Here is a 17347-nt window from a genome sequence, read left to right on the forward strand (position 1 = left end):
GAGCAGCACGGCAGGCGCAGGCGGCGCGACCGGCGCCACGGGTGCCGGTGGAGCGGGCGGTGCGGGCGGCGGCGGTGGTGCGGCCACCAGCACCGCGACCGGCACCCAGATCGGCGGCGCGGGCACGGGCGGCGCCGGCGGCTCGAGCACGGTCGGCAGCGCCACCAACGGCAGCGCCAGCAACGGCAGCAACTCCGCAGGCGCCGGCGGCGCGGGCGGTAGCGGCACCGGCGGCTCAGGCGGTGCGGGCAACGGCGGAACCAATACCGGCAACGGCGGAACCGGCGGCACCGGCAACGGTGGCACGGGCGGCGCAGGCGGCACGGCAACGGTCAACGCCGGCACGTTCAACATGTCCAACACCATGACCAGCGTCGGCCAGACGGCGGCGGGCATCATGGTCGCGAACCAGAACAGCGGCATCGCCTCGATGGTTCAGCAAAGCGTGAACGTGCAGGCCAACCTGTCCGTGGGACGCTGATCGAAGAAGCGTGAGACCGATCGTCGCCGTGCGGCCCGGATCGCCGGGCGTACGGCGAGGATCGGCTCGCTCTCACCGCTGGCCGAAGGGAGACGCCATGACATCCATCACCCGCTTGGGGCCCATTTGCATGGCCCTCGGGATCCTGCTGCCGGCGACGGTGGCGGCGCAGACCTCGCAGCCGACGCGCGAAGTGCCCGGCTCCGTGGGTCGTAGCGTGGCCTTCGTCGCCCAGCCGGTCGATGCGGACACGCTGGCCAAGACCCGCGGCGGCGCCGAAGTCGTGAACAACGACATGGCCCTGCACGGCGTCACCGCCGGCAACTCGGCGCGCAACGTCACGACGGGCGACAACACGATCAGTGCCGGTTCGTTCTCCAACATGAGCGGGCTGCCGACCGTGATCCAGAACACCGGCGCGAATGTGCTGATACAGAACGCAACGATCCTCAATCTGCAGATGAACTGAGGGACAGGCATCATGCGCCGCCTGTTGCTCTGCATCGCGTTGTTGGCGACGGCCGAGCTGGCCGCCGCCGACGGCGCCTACATGCCGTCGATCGCCATGGGCGATGTCGTGCTTCCGTTGACCAGCCTGAAACAGGCGCGCACCGGGCGAACGCTGATTCAGAAGTACGACTTCAGCTGCGGCTCGGCGGCCCTGGCAACGCTGCTCACCCACCACTACGGTTATCCGGTCAGCGAGGAAACCGTTTTCCAGGCGATGTACGAGCATGGCGACCAGAAGAAGATCCACACCGAAGGCTTCTCGCTGCTCGACATGAAACGCTTCCTGGCGGCGCAGGGCTTCGAGGCCGATGGCTTCGAGCAACCGCTGGACAAGCTCAACGAGGCCCGCGTTCCGGCCATCGTGCTGATCAACTCCGACGGCTACCACCACTTCGTCGTCGTCAAGGGCGTGCAGGCAGACCGGGTGCTGCTGGGCGACCCGGCGCTGGGGACGCGCGCCATGTCGCGCAAGACCTTCGAGAAGGCCTGGCAGAACGGCCTGCTGTTCGTGATCCACAACCGCATGGAATCGGCCCGCTTCAACCTGGCGGCCGACTGGCGCGCGGCGCCGCGGGCGCCGGTGGGCACCGGCATCGCACGCGACGGTATGACCGAGATCACGATGCCCAAGCTAGGGCCGGGAGATTTCTGATGGGCCCCCGCCGCGCCCCAGCGCTTCGGTCGGCCCTGCTCCTGTCGCTCGCGGGCGTCTTCAGCGCCTGCGCATGGGCCGACGGACCGGTCGATCCCGTCGAGCGGCGCAACGAGATCTGGATGGCCGTCGGCGACACCACGCTGGACCACCTGCGCGGCGGCTTCGATACCGGCAACGGCCTGATGGTGACCTTCGGCATCTCGCGCGCGGTCTACATCAATGGCAGCCTTGTGACGCAGACCACGCTGAACTTCGGGCAGTTGAACAACCTCAGCGCCGCGCAGGCCGCGCAGCTCAACAAGCAGATGGCGGCCCTGCACCTGGTCCAGAACGGTCCCGGCAACGTCTTCGAACCGCAGCAGGCCGGCACCTCCGGCACCGTGATCCAGAACACCCTGGACAACCAGCACATCGTGAACCAGACCGTGATCGACGCCAGCAGCAACGGGCTCGGGATGGTCAAGAACTTCAACCTCCAGTCCACGGTGAACGAAGGCGTGGCGCGCGCCATCGGCGGGCCCCGATAGAGAAATCAGTGTCGCGTGGTGCCGTCCAGCGCCACGCACAGCGCGTGCAGATTGGGCACGATCAGCTGCGGCCGCGCGCCGTGCTCCCAGGGGCGCTCCTCGCGCACCAGCCAGGCGGCCTGCATGCCGGCATCGAGCGCGCCCACCACGTCGAGCGCCGCGTCGTCGCCGACATGCAGCATGTCCTTGGGCAGCAGCCCGACCGAGGCCGCGGCGGCATGAAAGATCGGCGCGTGCGGCTTGCCGCTGCCGAATTCGCGCGCGTTGAAGGCGGTGCGGAACCAGCGTCCGACGCCGGTGCGATGGATGTCGGCGTTGCCGTTGGACACCGCCACCAGCGGATAGCGCTCGCTGAGCCACCGGAGCGCCGGCAGCGCGTCGTCGTAGAGCGTGACGCGCTGGCGCTCTTCGAAGAAGACGTCGAAGGCCGGCTCGGCCAGCGCCGGGTCTTCGCCGGCGCGCAGCAGTGCGCCGCGGATCGACTCGCGGCGCAGCGCGCTCAGGTCGTGCGCGAGGTCGGAGCGCTCCTTGGCCGCGGCCTCGCGCAGCTCGCGCAGCACACCGGGCGTCAGCAGCAGGCCGGCGGTCTTCGGCGCCTCGCGCAGCAGCCAGTCGTGCAGCACGCGCTCGGCACGCTCGATGGTCGGCCAGACCGGCCACAGCGTGTCATCCAGGTCGAGCGAAACCGCGGCGATGCGCTTGACGTCGAGGGCGAGGGGATCGGGGGTTGCAATGGCCATGCCCGAGAATATCGCATGCCCTTTTCCCCTGATCCGACCGCTGCCAGCATCGCCACGGAGCGCACAGCGGTGCTCTGGTGCAACCTCGGCTCCCCCGACGAGCCCACCGCCAAGGCGGTGCGCCCCTACCTCGCCGACTTCCTCGGCGACCCGCGCGTGGTCGAGATCCCGCGCCTGTTGTGGGCGCTGATCCTGCACGGCATCATCCTGCGCACCCGGCCCGCCAAGTCGGCCGCCAAGTACGCCAGCATCTGGACCCCCGAGGGCTCGCCGCTCAAGGTCTGGACCCGCAAGCAGGCCGTGCTGCTGGCCGGCTGGCTCGGCGAGCGCGGCCATCGGCTGAAGGTGGTCGACGCCATGCGCTACGGAAATCCCTCGATCGCCGCGCGGCTGGACGCGCTCACTGCCTCGGGCGCGATCCGGGTACTGGTGCTGCAGGCCTACCCCCAGTACTCGGCCACCACCACCGCCAGCGTGATCGATGCGGTCAATGCCTGGAGCGCACGGATGCGGCGGCTGCCGGAATTCCGCTTCGTCAACGACTACCACGACGATCCGCTCTACATCGACGCACTGGCGCAGAGCGTGCAGCGCCACTGGCAGCACAACGGCCGCGGCGACCAACTCGTGATGAGCTTCCACGGCATTCCCGAGCGCAACATCCGGCTCGGCGATCCCTACCAGGCGCAGTGCGTGGCCACCGCACGCTTGCTCGCCGAGCGGCTCGCGCTTGCGCCGACGCAGTACCGAGTGACCTTCCAGTCGCGCTTCGGCCGGGCGAAGTGGCTCGCACCCTACACCGAGCCCACGCTGCGCGAGCTGGGCAAGGCCGGCGTCGCCCGGGTCGACGTCATGTGCCCCGGCTTTCCGGCCGACTGCCTCGAGACCCTGGAAGAAATCGCGATGGAAGGCCGCGAAGCCTTCCTGCACTCGGGCGGCAAGGCGTTCCACTACATCCCCTGCCTCAACGACAGCCCGGCGTGGATCACTGCGCTCAGCGGTATCGCCGAGCGGAACCTCGGCGGCTGGCCGACCCGGTCGGCCTAGAAGCGCCCGAGGTAGTCGAGCTTGCTGAGCGCCACGCCCCTGTGCCGCAGCACGCCGTAGGCCGTCGTGACATGGAAGAAGAAGTTCGGCAGCGCAAACTGCAGCAGGTAGCGCTCGGCCGTGAACTTCAATTCGTTGCCGCGCACCTTCATCGTGATCTCGCGCGCCTCGGCGCCGTCGATCAGCGCGCGATCCACGCCCTGGAGAAATTCGATGGTCTTCGCGACCCGCGCCTGCAGCTCGGCATAGGTGGTCTCGGTATCGGGAAAGCTCGGTGCCGTGATGCCGGCCAGCCGCGCCGTACCGAGCTTGGAGGCGTCGCTCGCGCTCTGCACCTGCCCCGCCAGCGTGAACATGTCCGGCGCCAGCCGCGCATTGACGAGTTCGACCGGATCGATGCCCGAGGCCTGCGCATGCGCGAGGCCCTTGTCCAGCACATGCGAGAGCTGGCCGAGTCCGCGGCTGAACACCGGGACGGAAATGTCGTAGAGAGATAGCGCCATGAAGGAGGACTCCGTGTTGAGTGGGCGGCCCGATTGTCGGACCACCTTCGATCACGTGCCGGCAGCTCGGACAAAGGCCTCGATCGGGTCCAGATGGGCAGGCACGTTGAGCGCCGGCGCATGGCCGCAGCCCGGAACCTCGATCACCTGCAGGCGGCCCGCCGCGCCGGGGCCGCGCCGGCGCATCTCGTCCAGCGTGTCGGGCAGCACCAGGTCGGATTCGGCGCCGCGCAGGCACAGCATCGGCGCCTCGATGGCGTCGTAGTGCGCCCACAGCAGGTAGTCATCCGGGTGGACCTCGAACTGCCGCACCATCGCCGGATCGTAGTGCGGCGTCACGCGGCCGTCTGGCAGCCGGCGGGTCGAGGTCTCGGTCAGCCGCCGCCATTGGGCATCGCTGAGCCAACCATAGGGCTTGTAGACCGTGCGGAAGAACTGCTCGAGTTCGACCACGGTGTCGAAAGCCGGCGGCTGGCCCGCATACGAGCGGATGCGCGCGATCGCGGCCGCCGCGATCTGCGGCGCGTTGTCGTTCAGCACCAGGCTCGCGATGCGCGGCTTCATCGTCGGCTCGAGCAGGCCCGAGGCCGACACCATGCCGATGGCGCCCCCCATCGAGGTGCCGACCCAGTGCACGCGCGTGAGCTTCAGTTCATCGAACAGCCCGAGCGCGAGCCGGCCGTAGAAGGACAGCTGGTACTCGTCGTCCGGCGCCGGGCTCCACTGGCTCAGCCCGCGGCCGATGGTGTCGGGGCAGATCACGCGAAAGCCACGCTCGGCGAAATGCACGGCCAGTTCGTCCATGTCGCGGCAGGTGCGCGCCAGGCCGTGCCAGGCCACCACCACCGGGCCGTCGCGCGGGCCCCAGTCGAGCCAATGGACCTCGCGGCCGGCAAGTTGGAGGTAGTTCGAGCTCGGAGCGTTCATTTCATGGCCCTCGCACGCAGACGGCCGACGATGCCGGTCGGGAAGTAATAGACGGACAGCACGAACAGCACCCCGAGCCACAACAGCCAGCGGTCAGGCGACAGCAGGGCCGACAGCCAGCCGAGCCCGCTCGCCGCTTCGCTGGCAATGCGCAGCAGGTCCTGCAGGTAGCTCTGCGCGATCACGAACAGCACCGCGCCGACCACCGCGCCATAGATCGTCCCCATGCCGCCTATCACCACGATCAGCAACACGTCGACCATGATCTCGAAGCTCAGCGAGGTGTCGGGGCCGTTGTAGCGCAGCCAGATCGCGAGCATGGCGCCGGCCAGTGTCGCGAACAGTGCCGACAGCACCGAGGCCGTGGTGCGGTAGACCACCACGCGGTAGCCGATCGCCTCGGCGCGGAACTCGTTCTCGCGGATCGCCTGCAGCACGCGGCCGAAGGGTGAATTCACGATCCGCAGCAGCGCCAGCACCAGCAGCACCGTGGCGAAGAAGAGCAGGTAGTAGCACAGCAGCCGGCCGTCGAGCGAGACGCCGAGGAACGGTTCTTCAGCGAACTCGAAGCTCGGCGAGATCAGCTCCGGCAGCTTGAAGGTCAGGCCATCCTCGCCGCCCGTGAAATCCGACATCTGCGAGGCCAGGGTCTGGAAGGCCGAGGCCACCGCCAGCGTGATCATGGCGAAGAAGATCGCCCGCACCCGCAGCGAGAACAGGCCGATCGCGAGCGACAGCACCAGCGAGATCGCCAAGGCAGCGCCGAGCCCGACGGCCACCGCGCCCCAGCTCGCGCCGAGCCGGCTGGCCGAGATCGCGATGCCGTACGCGCCGATGCCGAAGAACATGGTGTGGGCGAAGCTCACGATCCCGGTGTAGCCCAGCAGCAGGTCGAAGCTCGCCACCAGCACGATGAAGACCAGGATCTTGGCCGCGACGCTGAGCGCCTTGACGCCCGGGAACAGGAAGGGTGCGAAGGCCAGCGCCAGCACCAGGGCCGCGAGCAGCAGCGCCAGCAGGCGGCTGCGCGGGAGGTCGTTGGAAAGTAGACGGGACAGCATGGCTTTCTCTTCAGCGGTTGGCCACGGGGTACACGCCCTGCGGACGCCACAGCAGCACCGCCACCATCAGGAAGATGCTCGCGAACTGCGTCAGCGTCGGGACGATGAAACCGATGTAGTTGGTCATCAGGCCGACCAGCAAGGCGCCGATCAGTGCGCCGGCGGTCGAGCCCAGGCCGCCGATGATGATCACGATGAAGATCAGCACGTTGACCTGGGCGCCCATCTGCGGAATCAGGTTCTGCTGGAACAGGCCCCACATCACGCCGCCCAGGCCCGCCAGCGCGCTGCCGACCACGAAGACGCCGACGAACAGCCGGCCGATGCGGTAGCCGAGCGACTCGACCATCTCGCGGTCCTGCACGCCGGCGCGGATCAAGAGGCCGATCTTGGTCCGGCCCAGCGTCCACGCCAGCAGGCCGAAGACGAAGACGCCGATCACGACCGCGAGGATGCGGTATTTGCTGATCGCCGCGTCGCCGACGAGCAGCGAGCCGCGCAAGGCCTCCGGCAGCGGCAGCGGGATCTGCGCCGGGCCCCAGATCACCTTGATCAGCTCCTCGCCGATGATCATGCCGCCCATCGTGATCAGGATCTGCTTCAGGTGCTGGCCGTACACGGGCCGCACGATGAAGCGCTCGAAGGCCAGGCCGACCGCGCCGGCCACGGCCATCGCGACCAGCATCGCCGGGAACACGGCCACGAGATTGCGCCACAGCGCGCCCGAGCCGGTCCAGTCGCCCATCAGGCCGAGCACGCTGCTGGCCACGAAGGCGCCGAGCGCGATGAACACGCCGTGGCCGAAGTTGAGCACGTCCATCAGGCCGAAGATCAGCGTCAGGCCCGAGGCGATGATGAAGATGATCATGCCCATCGCAAGGCCGGCGACCGTGAGCGTGAGCCAGGTCGAGACCGAGCCCGTGAGCGGCAATGCAACAAGCGCCAGCACGGGCACCAACAGCAACGGCTTCCAGTCGAAGTCCAGGTTTTTCATAGCGCCAGTCCCAGCAGCGATTGCTGCAGTCGTTCGTCGGCCGAGAACGCGGCCATGGGGCCGCTGTGCACCACGACGCCGTTGTCCATCACGGCCACCGTGTCGCCCAGTCGCTGCGCGAAGCTGATGTTCTGCTCGACCAGCAGGATCGTGACGCCGCTGCGCTTGAGCTCGCCGAAGGCGTCGATCATGTTGTTGATGATGGCCGGTGCCAGGCCCTTGCTGGGCTCGTCGATGACCAGCAGCTCGCGCGGCTCGACGATCGCGCGCGACACGGCCAGCATCTGCTTCTGCCCGCCCGAGAGCTTGCCCGCCGGATGGTTCCAGAACTTCTCGACCGCCGGGAACAGCTTGAAGATCCACTTCAGGCGCGCGTCGTCCATCTGCTCGGCGTTCTTGGCGCGGCGCGCGGCCAGCAGCATGTTCTCCTTGACCGTGAGGTCCGAGAAGATGCCCATGTTCTCGGGCACGTAGGCGATGCCGAGCTCGGCGATCTGCGGCGTGTGCAGCGCCGTGATGTCGGTGTCGCCGAAGCGCACGCTGCCCTGCGAGGCATGCCACAGGCCCATCAGCGTGCGCAGCGTGGTCGTCTTGCCGGCGCCGTTTCGGCCCAGCAGCATCGTGAGCTGGCCGCGCGGCACGGCCAGGTCGACGCCGTGCAGGATGTGGTAGGCGCCGATGTGCGTGTGCACGCCCTTCATCTCGAGCAGATTCGTGTTCATGCCGCCTCCTTCGCGACGCCCAGGTAGGCCTCTTGAACGATCGGCGAGGCGATCACCTCGGCCGGTTCGCCATCGGCCACCAGTTGCCCGTTGTGCAGCACGATGATGCGGTCGGCGAGTTCGCGCACGACGTCCATCTTGTGCTCGACCAGCAGGATGGTCTTGCTCTTGTCCTGCTTGAGCTTGCGGATCAGGTCGAGGATCACCGGCGCCTCGGCGGCGTTCATGCCGGCGGTCGGTTCGTCGAACATGAAGACCTTGGGCTCGAGCGCCATCAGCAGCGCCACTTCGAGCTTGCGCTGGTCGCCGTGCGGCAGGCTGGCGACGGTCGCGTGTTCCTTGGTCTTGAGCGCCACGTCGGCCAGGATCCGGTCGGCGCGCTCGATCAGCGCGCGATGGTCGCTCCAGATGCTCCAGAGGTTGAGGCCGCGCCGGTGCGCGCCCTCGCGCGTGGCCTGCACCGCGAGCCGCACGTTCTCGAGCACCGTCAGGTTCGGGAACAGGTTCGTCAACTGGAAAGCGCGCCCGAGCCCCGCATGCGTGCGCGCCGAGGCCGGCAGCCCCGACAGTAACTGCCCATCGAGCGACACCGTGCCCGCGGACGCCTTGAGCTGCCCCGAGATCAGGTTGAAGTACGTCGTCTTGCCGGCCCCGTTGGGACCGACGATCGCCGTGAGCGTGCCCGGCGCGAACGCGCAGGAGACAGCATTCACCGCCACGTGTCCGCCGAAGCGAATGGTGAGATCTTTGGTTTCGAGCATGAATTGAACTCGGCCGGCGCAGCCAGGCCCGTTGGTGAAACACCGAGGAACCGGCTCTGCCGGGCCTCTGGTGTTGCCCCCTGAAAGGGGGTGGGCGCCCGGACACGAAGTGCCGGGCAACCTGGGGGTTAGCGTTTATTCTTTATGGGGATGTCCATCTCTTCGGGCTTGATCTCATGCACCAGCTCCGGCACGCCCCAGGCGAACGCAGGGTCGACCTTGATCTTGAAGTGATACATCGACTGCATCGCCTGGTGGTCTTCCTTGCGGAAGGTCATCTTGCCCTTGGGCGTGTCGAAGCTCATGCCTTCCATGGCCGTGATCAGCTTGTTGGTGCTGGTGTCGCCGCCGGTCTTCTTGAGCGCCGTCACCACCGCCATCGCAGCCGAGAAGCCGCCGGCCGTGAAGAAGTCCGGCGGCGTCTTGAATTCCTTGTAGTGCATCGCGACCATGGCCTCGTTGACCGGGTTCTTCGGGATGCCGAAGTAGTAGTAGGCCGCGCCTTCCATGCCCGGCAGCGACTTGTAGGCCGCCATGGCCGGCAGGATGTTGCCGCCGGTGGCGATCTCGATGCCATAGCGCTTCAAGTCGAGGTCGACGATCTTGAACGGGTTGCCGGCACCGGCCCAGACGATCCAGATGATCTTGCGGCCCGGCTGGTCCTTGAGCTTGTCGATCAGCCGCTGCGCGCCGGCCGTGAAGTCGGTGGTCGCCGGCGGCAGGTATTCCTCATGGACCAGCTTGGCCTTCTTCAGCGCGGTGCCGAAAGCCTTCACGCCGTCGCGGCCGAAGGCGTTGTCCTGGGCCAGCGTGGCGACCGTGACACCGGGCTTGTCGATCGCCACCGCGTTCGAGATCGCGTCCTGCGAGCTGTTGCGGCCAGTGCGGAAGATGTACTTGTTCCACTTGTCGCCGGTGATCGAATCGGCCACCGCGGGCTCGACCAGCAGGATCTTCTTGTATTCCTCGGCCACCGGCAGCATCGCCAGCGCCACGCCCGAGGAGGTCGGGCCGACCGCGAGCGCGGCCTTGTCGTCGGCGTAGGCCGCGGCCAGCAGCGACTTGCCAAGGTCGGGCTTGCCCTGGTCGTCCTTCTCGATCACGACGATCTTCTTGCCGTTGACGGTCATGGTGCCGCCGGTCGCGTAGTCCAGGCCCATCATGAAGCCGGTCTGGGTCTGCTTGCCGTAGGCCTCGAGCGGGCCGGTCTTGCTGTAGACGTGAGCGATCTTGATCTCGTTGGACTGGGCCCAGGCCGGGACGGTCAAGGCGCCAGCGGCAGCCAGGGTGGCCAGCGCGACGAGGTAGCGACGTTGCATTCTTTGTCTCCTGAAGGTGATGGCTGAATATTGCACAGTTCGTGCCAGCCGCCACCCTCTTGAAAACAAAGGACTTTCCCTTGGTTTCCCCTTGAAAAGCCTGGAATCAGGACAGATCGACTGTTCGACTTTCAGGCAATTGCATGTTTTCTATTCAGGGTTTTCCAGACGTTCGTAGAGCGTCGCGCGCGAGATGCCCAGCAGTCGCGAAGTCGCCAGCTTGTTGCCGCCGGTCGCGGCCATCGCGGCGGCGATCGCACGGCGTTCGAGCTCGGCCACCTGCTGGGCCAGCGGCCGCAGCAAGGCCGCGCCTTCGTCCGAATCGGCGGCCGCGCTCGGCAGCGGCTCAGGCGCCGCGATCTTCTCCTGCCCGGCCTCGCGCAGGATGCGCTCGAGCTGCGCAGCGTCGATGCGCTGCGAATCGCTGCGCATCGTCACCTGCTCGAGCACGTTGCGCAGCTCGCGGATGTTGCCGCGCCAGTGCTGCGCGGCCAGCAAGGCCAGCGCGTCGGGCGTGAGTTCGGGCGGCGCCTCGCCGCTGCGCAGCGCCATGTCCTCGCCGAGCGCCTCGACCAGCGCCGGGATGTCGGCGCGCCGCTCGCGCAGCGGCGGCACCCGCACCGGCAGCACGTTGAGCCGGTAGTAGAGGTCTTCGCGAAAGCGCCCTTCCCTGACCAGCGACGCGAGGTCGCGCGAGGTGGCGGCGATCACGCGGGCGTCGAAGGGCACCAGCTTGTTGGAGCCCAGCGGCTCGATCTCGCCCTCCTGCAGCGCGCGCAGCAGCTTGGCCTGCAGGCCCAGCGGCATGTCGCCGATCTCGTCGAGGAACAGGGTGCCGCCGTCGGCCAGCTTGAACTTGCCCTCGCGCGCCTTGCGGTCGGCGCCGGTGAAGGCGCCCGGCGCGACGCCGAAGAACTCGGCCTCGAGCAGGGTGTCGGGCACGGCCGCGATGTTGACGCTGACGAACATGCCGCCGGCGCGCGCCGAAGCGGCATGGATCGCATGGGCCAGCAGTTCCTTGCCGGTACCGGTCTCGCCGAGCAGCAGCACCGGGCTCGAGGACTGCGCCGCGCGCCGAGCGTGGCGCTTGACCTCGACCGCCGCCGGGCTGCTGCCGATGAAGCTCGCGAAGGTGTACTTGGAGCGCCGCTGCCCGTCGGCCGACTGCTGGTAGAGCGGGTTGGCGCGCTGGCTCGCGAGTTCGCGGCGGGCGTCGTCGAGATCGCGCTGCAACAGCGCGAACTTGCTGATCAGGGGCTGCAGCGTGGTCTCGGGATGGTCGAACAGCACGATGCCGATGGCACCGATCACCTCGCCGGGCGTGGCGCCGCCGTCGCCCTCGCGCTCCTCCCGCAGCGGGATGCGGCTGACCACGAAGGTGCCGGCCTTGTTGGTCAGCAGGTCGATCAGGATCGGCTCGCCGGTGTCGAGCACGCGGCGCATCTGGGTGTTGGGGATGACGTCCTCGACCAGATGGCCGAGGAACTGATCGATCGACGAGAAGCCCAGCGCCGGCAGGAAGCGTCGATAGCCCTCGTTGACCCAGACGATGCGGCCGCTGCGGTCGACCAGGAACATGCCCTGGCTGATGCTGGAGAACAGATGGAACATCGAGCGCGCGGCGAGCGCGAGGATGCCTTCGGCGTCGAGCGGCAAGGCGGGGGGTGCGGCGGAAGCGGATGACATGGCGGGATCGTAGCGCGCACGGGCGACAGGCCCCCGAATGAGGGTGCAACGGGCATACCCTCATGAACGAACGCAGACGACTGAGCCAAGAACAACATGAATCTTCAACGACAAGAATCAGATTTATCTCGCTGTCCGATATGACGTATCAGGAACAAATATCGGATCAATCTCGCAGACTTCACGGCCGAGCAAATCTACGCTCCGTTCTCTGGAGCAATCTTCAAGCGACATCAAGCGACGGCGCCGCATGAAGCCTCTAGAAATACCACCCCATTGCTTGAAGACCTGGTCGAATTGCTTCAGTTCGACCTTCACGTCGTTGCTGTACTGGTCGAAGAAATCGATGCGAACGAATGGCGGTCAGTCCGGCCTCGTTGAAGACTCTAGCGACGCCTTCGTAGCGAGTCGCCAGCCAAGTGCCAGCGCCGCCGACGGCATTGCTGAAATGCAGGGGGCGGGCGGCGCGCGCTCCCGGTAGGTCGTGTAAGGGTCACTGGAGAAGTCGGGTCCAAACATGGGAGCGCTTCCGCTGAGAGTATTCGACAGCAGGCCCGCTCAGGCAACGGCGCCGACAACCATGAAGACCGCCCTGGCACTCGCGATCGGGGCGTCGTTCGACGTGATTTCAGCATTGGCGAAGGCCAAGCGGCTGCCGACCTTCACGATGCTGACGCGCGACTCGATCCAGTCGCCGACCTTGGCCATGCCGACGAAGTCGATGCCGAGGCTCGTCGTCACCATTCGCAGCGCGGGCGTCTTGGAGGTGGAGGTCACATAGCCGAGCGACACGTCGGCCAGCGTGGCGACCAGGCCGCCGTGGAGGAACCCCGACGCGTTGGTGTGCTTCTCAAGCGCCCTCAGCCCAACCGTGAATCCCCGCTGGATCACCTTGTAGAAAAAGGGCCCGGTTGCATCGAGGAAGGGGCTGGTCCGGAAGATTGGCTCGAATCCTGGCGGAGGGCCATCTGCGTCGGTGTCGGCTAGTCGGCTCATTTGGCTTCGATCTTGGCGACAGTAGCGACGGCGAAGGCCACGAGCTTGCGCTCGCCGGCCCGCTCAGAATAGATCTCTGCCTTCGTGACCACGGTTCGCGATGACGCCTTGATGACGCTGCCGATGCCGATGATCCGATCGCCGATGGCGGGTGCGAGCAGGTTAATCTTGTACTCCGAGGTCACCACGTCGCCGGCCACCGACCCCGCAGCCCAGGCGCAGGCGCTGTCGGCGACGAAGCCGATCACTGCGCCGTGTACAAAGCCATGGTGCTGGTTCATCTTCTCAGGGATGACCGGAATTGCCAGTTCCACATGGCCGGGCGATATCGAGATGACCTCGGCACCCAAACAAACCGCAAATGGCGTCTTGGCTACGATGGATTGCAGATACGTTTTCATTTCGTCGTTGGTCATTTCCTGCCTCGTCAAGTAGTTGCGATGATTTTGTTGTGCGCGAGATCAGCATCTTGAAGGTGTTGCGCCAGCAGGGCGCGCCTGATCTTGCCGCTCGAAGTTTTCGGAATGAAGCCTGGCGCCGCGAAGAGCACGCGCTTGAGCTGGACATCGTGCTGCCGGACCACGTTCTTCCTTACGTCGCCGGCGATCAGCTCATAGTCGAGCGCGTGTCGCGCGGTACGGTCTATCTCCTGAACGGCAACCACGTATTGCGAATCGAGGGGGCCGACCGCGATGACGGCACACGCGCTCGGCAGGAAATCCTCGTGGGTCCCGGCAATGGTTCGCTCGATGTCGTAGGGATAGATGTTTCGCCCCCGGACGATCATGACTTCCTTGGCCCGTCCGGTCACGACCACTCTCCCCTCGTCGAAGCGACCGAGATCCCCAGTGCGAAAATAGCGCCTGCCTTCGTTCTCGAAGAAGGAGTCGGCCGCATGGCCACCCCAGTAGCCCGACGTGACGTTCGGCCCAGCGATGCAAATTTCATCTGCGTCGTCGGCGCTCGGCGCTTCCTCTCTCCGGCGCAAAACGATCGACATGTCGGCGTGGGCGCGCCCAGAATGGATGGGCGGCAACTCGTGCTCGCCTCGGGACTCCTCGAACCACGACGCTTCGGCGTGCCCCCCTGACACATATAGCGAAGCCTCGGCCATTCCGTAGCAGAGGAAGAAAGCGTCGGCATGAAAGCCGTGCGGCGAGAACCGAGCCGCAAATCGCCGCAAAGTGGCCGTACTGATTGGCTCGGCGCCGTTGAATGCCACCTGCCAGCTCGAAAGGTTTAGGCCTTGGCAGTCGGCATCGGAGACTCGCGCGACGCAGAGGTCATAGCAGAAGTTTGGGCCGCCGCTGGTGTGGGCGGAGTAGGTCGAGATTGCTTGCAGCCAAAGATGAGGTTTTCTCAGGAACGTCGTCGGTGCCATCAGCACGCAGGGGGCGCCGATGTACAGGGGCTGGATGAGGTTACCGATCAAACCTTGGTCATGATGCAAGGGCGCCCACCCCACCACGGTGCTTGATTCCGTGTGTCGGAACGACTCGCAGATCATGCGTTCGTTGGCGAGAATGTTGGCGTGAGTAATCTTCACGCCTTTCGGCGACGCGGTCGAACCGGAGGTGAACTGCAGCAGGGCGATGTCTGCGGGCGCGGGCAACACGAGACGAGCCGGCGCGCCGCCGAGTAGGTCATCGTGGCACAAGACGTCGACGCTTCCGATGCCGGCGCGGTCCAGGGCCGCTCGGAGACCGCGCCGCTGCGAAGGTACGACGACGATGCACGAGGTCTCGCACTCAGCGACGATCTTGAGCACCGCTTCGAGCCGGTGGGCGTTCGGGATTGGAATCGGCACCGCCACTTTGTTGGCCAGCATGCAGCCGTAGAAGACGTGGCAGAACTCAGGCGAGGTCGGCAGAGCGATCAGGATCCGGGCCTGCTTGGGATAGCGCCCTAGCGTCCCGGCCACGCTGCTGGCGCTGGCCAGCAGCTGCTGGCAAGACACCTCGTGCTCTTCTTCTGCGTTGACGTCGAGAAAGAGGTACGCGCGGCGATCTGGGCTGGCTTCTGCGCGATGGACAACGATATCAGCAACGCTAAGCAACGGCTTCACCTTGCGTCAGCAGATCGAGTAGCAACTCGTCGAAGCCCCGCATGATCTGTGAGTGGCGCTGCCAGCGCGGCGCATCATGCACGACCGGCCGCCAACGGTGATGGATGAGTTCTTCGAGCAATGACTCCAACTGGATCTGTGCCAAGCGTGCCCCCAGGCACACATGGGCGCCGTATCCGAAGCCGAGGTGCAATTCGCTGTTCGAGCGAGCGATGTCGAAGTTGTCCGCATCGACGAAGACGTCGCCGTCGTGGTTGGCGGCACCCAGGCATAGCAAGATCTGCTCGTTCGCCTTGATGTCGACCCCCGCCACCGTGGCGTCTTCGGTCGCTACACGCTTGGTCATTTGCAGCGGCGCCTCGAAGCGGAGGATCTCGTTCGCGGCCCGGGCGACCAGTACCTCGCCGCTCAGCAGTTTGTCCAATTGCGCAGGATGAGAGGCCAGCAAGAACATGGCATTCCCGAGCAGCGCCTGCGTCGTCTCCGCGCCGGCGACGAACGCCATAACGCACATGTAGGCCGCCTCTTCGGCGGTAAAGCCGTCGTTCTTCGCGGTGGCCAGGAGCAACTGACTGATGAGATCGGACCCGGCGCCGTCTTGCCGGTCCGCGATGTACGATGCGAAGAACGCGAGGAACTCGGTCAGCGACTGGTAGATGTGGGCAAACTGGCTGCGGTTGACGACGCCGGGCTCTAGGAAGTATCGGATGTCATGATTCCAAGTCGCCACGGCTTCCATGTGCTTGTGGTCGATCGCGAGCCACGACAGTAGCAGCTTCAGCGGGATTGGCCGGGCCACCTTCTCGACAAAGTCGGCCCGCTCCAGATCGGTGAAACCTTTCAGGTGCTGTTGCACCAGCGCTACCGCGAGCGGCCGCAACGACTCAAGTTGGCTCGGGTGGAAAACCACGCTGGCCAGCCGCCTAAGACGAGCATGGTCCGGGTTGTCAGTGAAGACGATCGCCTTCTGACCTAGCATGGTGATCTCAGGGCAAGTCATGCTGAATTCGTCGAGGCGCCGGTGCACGAGGCTCGGAATCAATGCCGAGCTGAAGCGGCGATCCCGCAGGACATCCTTGACATCAGCATGTCGCGTGACGATCCACATGCCGAGTGATCGGAACAGGCCGGCGGCGCGCAGCGCGCTGTAGGTTTCGTAGGGGCTCCTGCGAAAACTTTCCGAGAACGGGTTGAAGACGAGGCGTGTCATGTTTTGCGGGCGRTGAGGCGCAGCAGGCAGATCTTTCCCTGAAGGAAGCCGACCGAGCTGAGCGCGAGGTACTTTTCGAACTTGCGGACCACGTCTTCACCGGCCAGCCGTGTGGCCTCGGCGCGGCGTTCCTTGAGGCGCTTGAGCCACAAGCTGCAAGTGCGCGCATAGTCGAAGCGGTCGTTGCGCACAATGGTGATCTCGAGGATGCCCTCGCAGGCCTTCACGACCTCGGCCAGGTAGGGTAGGTCGGAGTTGGGGAATATCTCGGCTTCCATGAACTTGCTCGCATCTTTGCGATCCATGTCTAGGTACGCAATGGTCTGCAGTGACAGCCACCCGCGTGGCGCCAAGTTCTGCTTGCAGAAGCGAAAGAACGCGCGGTACTTCTCCAGTCGCTGCAGGTCGTCGTCTTCGGGTGTGGCGAAGTGCTCGAACGCGCCGATGGAGACGATTCCGTCATAGGGCGAAGCAGCCCGGTGATCGAGCCAGTTCTCCAGCCGACAGGCGATCCGCGGCTTGGTGGTGGCCACGCGATTGACGTGGTCGCGCTGCTCTTCGCTCAAGGTCAGGCCCACGAGACTCGTAAGTCGCTCGTTGCGTTCTAGGGCGCGCACCAGCAGAGCGCCCCAGCCGCAGCCTACGTCCAGAATTGAACTGGCGGTGCCAATGTCCACTTGGTCCAAATGATGGTCCAGTTTTGCGATCTGGGCCGCTTCCAAGTCGGCAGCGGGAATGCCCGGCGGCCACATCGCGCACGAATACACCATCCTGCGATCAAGCCACAACTCGTAGAACTCGTTGCCCACGTCGTAGTGGAACTGGATTGCCTCTAGAGAACGCTGCCGATCGCTCAAGCCGGTTCTCCAGCGAGGTGGCCAGCAAGCGCGGCGATCGTCGGATGCTCGAACACGACGGTGGGGTCGACCGGCCGGCCCAGCCATTCCTCCAATTCGACTACGAGGCCGACGGTCGCCGCGGAATCCAAGCCGAAGGATTCGAATTCGCTGGACAGGTCGATCTTCGAGGCGGGAATGTCGAGGTTGTTCGTGACGAACGCGATGCACCAGCGTGCGATCTCGTCCTTGGTGCGGCTAGTGGTCTTCACTGACATGGGTGGGCTTCCTGTGGGGCTGAATAGCA

General features: G+C 65.9%; 19 protein-coding genes and 1 pseudogene. 5 read left to right on the top strand and 15 right to left on the bottom strand.

Going from position 1 to position 17347, the window contains the following annotated elements; genetic code table 11:
- From AC1DYD_RS36575 to AC1DYD_RS36590, 4 genes and pseudogenes are all read left to right on the top strand, one after another.
- A pseudogene (locus AC1DYD_RS36575) lies at positions 1 to 481 on the top strand (hypothetical protein); the annotation flags it as partial.
- A 97-nt stretch (positions 482 to 578) separates the two neighbouring features.
- Positions 579 to 950, top strand: coding sequence for a hypothetical protein (locus AC1DYD_RS36580; protein WP_478177633.1), 372 nt, complete (start codon positions 579 to 581; stop codon positions 948 to 950).
- Between the two features lie 12 nt (positions 951 to 962).
- Positions 963 to 1643 (top strand): C39 family peptidase, encoded by a 681-nt coding sequence (locus AC1DYD_RS36585; RefSeq protein WP_478177634.1) that lies wholly within the window; start codon positions 963 to 965, stop codon positions 1641 to 1643.
- On the top strand, positions 1643 to 2173 hold the full coding sequence (locus AC1DYD_RS36590) for a hypothetical protein (RefSeq protein ID WP_478177635.1): 531 nt from the start codon (positions 1643 to 1645) through the stop codon (positions 2171 to 2173). Before AC1DYD_RS36585 ends, AC1DYD_RS36590 begins: the two co-directional genes overlap by 1 nt.
- Positions 2174 to 2178: 5 nt before the next feature.
- Here the strand turns inward: AC1DYD_RS36590 and AC1DYD_RS36595 are convergent, their stop codons facing one another.
- Positions 2179 to 2913: an HAD family hydrolase gene (locus tag AC1DYD_RS36595; protein WP_478177636.1), complete on the bottom strand. Its 735-nt coding sequence runs from the start codon at positions 2911 to 2913 to the stop codon at positions 2179 to 2181.
- 15 nt (positions 2914 to 2928) lie between these two features.
- Between AC1DYD_RS36595 and hemH the strand changes: the two genes are divergently transcribed.
- A complete protein-coding gene (hemH, locus tag AC1DYD_RS36600) occupies positions 2929 to 3960 on the top strand; it encodes a ferrochelatase (RefSeq protein ID WP_478177637.1) in 1032 nt (343 codons plus the stop codon).
- Here hemH and AC1DYD_RS36605 read toward each other — a convergent pair.
- The 14 genes from AC1DYD_RS36605 to AC1DYD_RS36670 form a co-directional block, all read right to left on the bottom strand.
- On the bottom strand, positions 3957 to 4463 hold the full coding sequence (locus tag AC1DYD_RS36605; RefSeq protein ID WP_478177638.1) for a DUF1993 domain-containing protein: 507 nt from the start codon (positions 4461 to 4463) through the stop codon (positions 3957 to 3959). The genes hemH and AC1DYD_RS36605 overlap by 4 nt on opposite strands.
- Positions 4464 to 4514: 51 nt before the next feature.
- Complete coding sequence (locus AC1DYD_RS36610; protein WP_478177639.1) at positions 4515 to 5390, bottom strand: alpha/beta fold hydrolase; 876 nt, start codon at positions 5388 to 5390, stop codon at positions 4515 to 4517.
- Positions 5387 to 6451, bottom strand: coding sequence for a branched-chain amino acid ABC transporter permease (locus AC1DYD_RS36615; protein WP_478177640.1), 1065 nt, complete (start codon positions 6449 to 6451; stop codon positions 5387 to 5389). Before AC1DYD_RS36615 ends, AC1DYD_RS36610 begins: the two co-directional genes overlap by 4 nt.
- Positions 6452 to 6461: 10 nt before the next feature.
- A complete protein-coding gene (locus tag AC1DYD_RS36620) occupies positions 6462 to 7445 on the bottom strand; it encodes a branched-chain amino acid ABC transporter permease (protein WP_478177641.1) in 984 nt (327 codons plus the stop codon).
- Positions 7442 to 8167: an ABC transporter ATP-binding protein gene (locus AC1DYD_RS36625; RefSeq protein ID WP_478177642.1), complete on the bottom strand. Its 726-nt coding sequence runs from the start codon at positions 8165 to 8167 to the stop codon at positions 7442 to 7444. The genes AC1DYD_RS36620 and AC1DYD_RS36625 overlap by 4 nt, the downstream gene beginning before the upstream one ends.
- Positions 8164 to 8928 carry an ABC transporter ATP-binding protein gene (locus AC1DYD_RS36630; RefSeq protein ID WP_478177643.1) on the bottom strand — a complete coding sequence of 255 codons (765 nt, stop codon included), beginning with the start codon at positions 8926 to 8928 and terminating at the stop codon, positions 8164 to 8166. Before AC1DYD_RS36630 ends, AC1DYD_RS36625 begins: the two co-directional genes overlap by 4 nt.
- Before the next feature lie 128 nt (positions 8929 to 9056).
- Positions 9057 to 10247 carry a substrate-binding domain-containing protein gene (locus AC1DYD_RS36635; RefSeq protein WP_478177644.1) on the bottom strand — a complete coding sequence of 397 codons (1191 nt, stop codon included), beginning with the start codon at positions 10245 to 10247 and terminating at the stop codon, positions 9057 to 9059.
- A gap of 150 nt (positions 10248 to 10397) precedes the next feature.
- On the bottom strand, positions 10398 to 11933 hold the full coding sequence (locus AC1DYD_RS36640; protein WP_478177645.1) for a sigma-54 interaction domain-containing protein: 1536 nt from the start codon (positions 11931 to 11933) through the stop codon (positions 10398 to 10400).
- 558 nt (positions 11934 to 12491) lie between these two features.
- Entirely contained in the window at positions 12492 to 12929 is a 438-nt protein-coding gene (locus tag AC1DYD_RS36645) for a PaaI family thioesterase (RefSeq protein WP_478177646.1), read from the bottom strand.
- A complete protein-coding gene (locus AC1DYD_RS36650) occupies positions 12926 to 13345 on the bottom strand; it encodes a PaaI family thioesterase (protein WP_478177647.1) in 420 nt (139 codons plus the stop codon). Before AC1DYD_RS36650 ends, AC1DYD_RS36645 begins: the two co-directional genes overlap by 4 nt.
- Before the next feature lie 11 nt (positions 13346 to 13356).
- Positions 13357 to 14994 (bottom strand): fatty acyl-AMP ligase, encoded by a 1638-nt coding sequence (locus tag AC1DYD_RS36655; RefSeq protein ID WP_478177648.1) that lies wholly within the window; start codon positions 14992 to 14994, stop codon positions 13357 to 13359.
- The gene (locus AC1DYD_RS36660; protein WP_478177649.1) at positions 14978 to 16204 is read right to left on the bottom strand and encodes a cytochrome P450; all 1227 of its coding nucleotides are present in this window, start codon (positions 16202 to 16204) and stop codon (positions 14978 to 14980) included. Before AC1DYD_RS36660 ends, AC1DYD_RS36655 begins: the two co-directional genes overlap by 17 nt.
- Complete coding sequence (locus AC1DYD_RS36665) at positions 16201 to 17061, bottom strand: class I SAM-dependent methyltransferase (RefSeq protein WP_478177650.1); 861 nt, start codon at positions 17059 to 17061, stop codon at positions 16201 to 16203. The genes AC1DYD_RS36660 and AC1DYD_RS36665 overlap by 4 nt, the downstream gene beginning before the upstream one ends.
- A complete protein-coding gene (locus tag AC1DYD_RS36670) occupies positions 17058 to 17318 on the bottom strand; it encodes an acyl carrier protein (RefSeq protein WP_478177651.1) in 261 nt (86 codons plus the stop codon). The genes AC1DYD_RS36665 and AC1DYD_RS36670 overlap by 4 nt, the downstream gene beginning before the upstream one ends.
- Between the last annotated feature and the right edge of the window lie 29 nt (positions 17319 to 17347).

It is taken from the genome of Variovorax sp. P4_B11, from assembly GCF_056402355.1.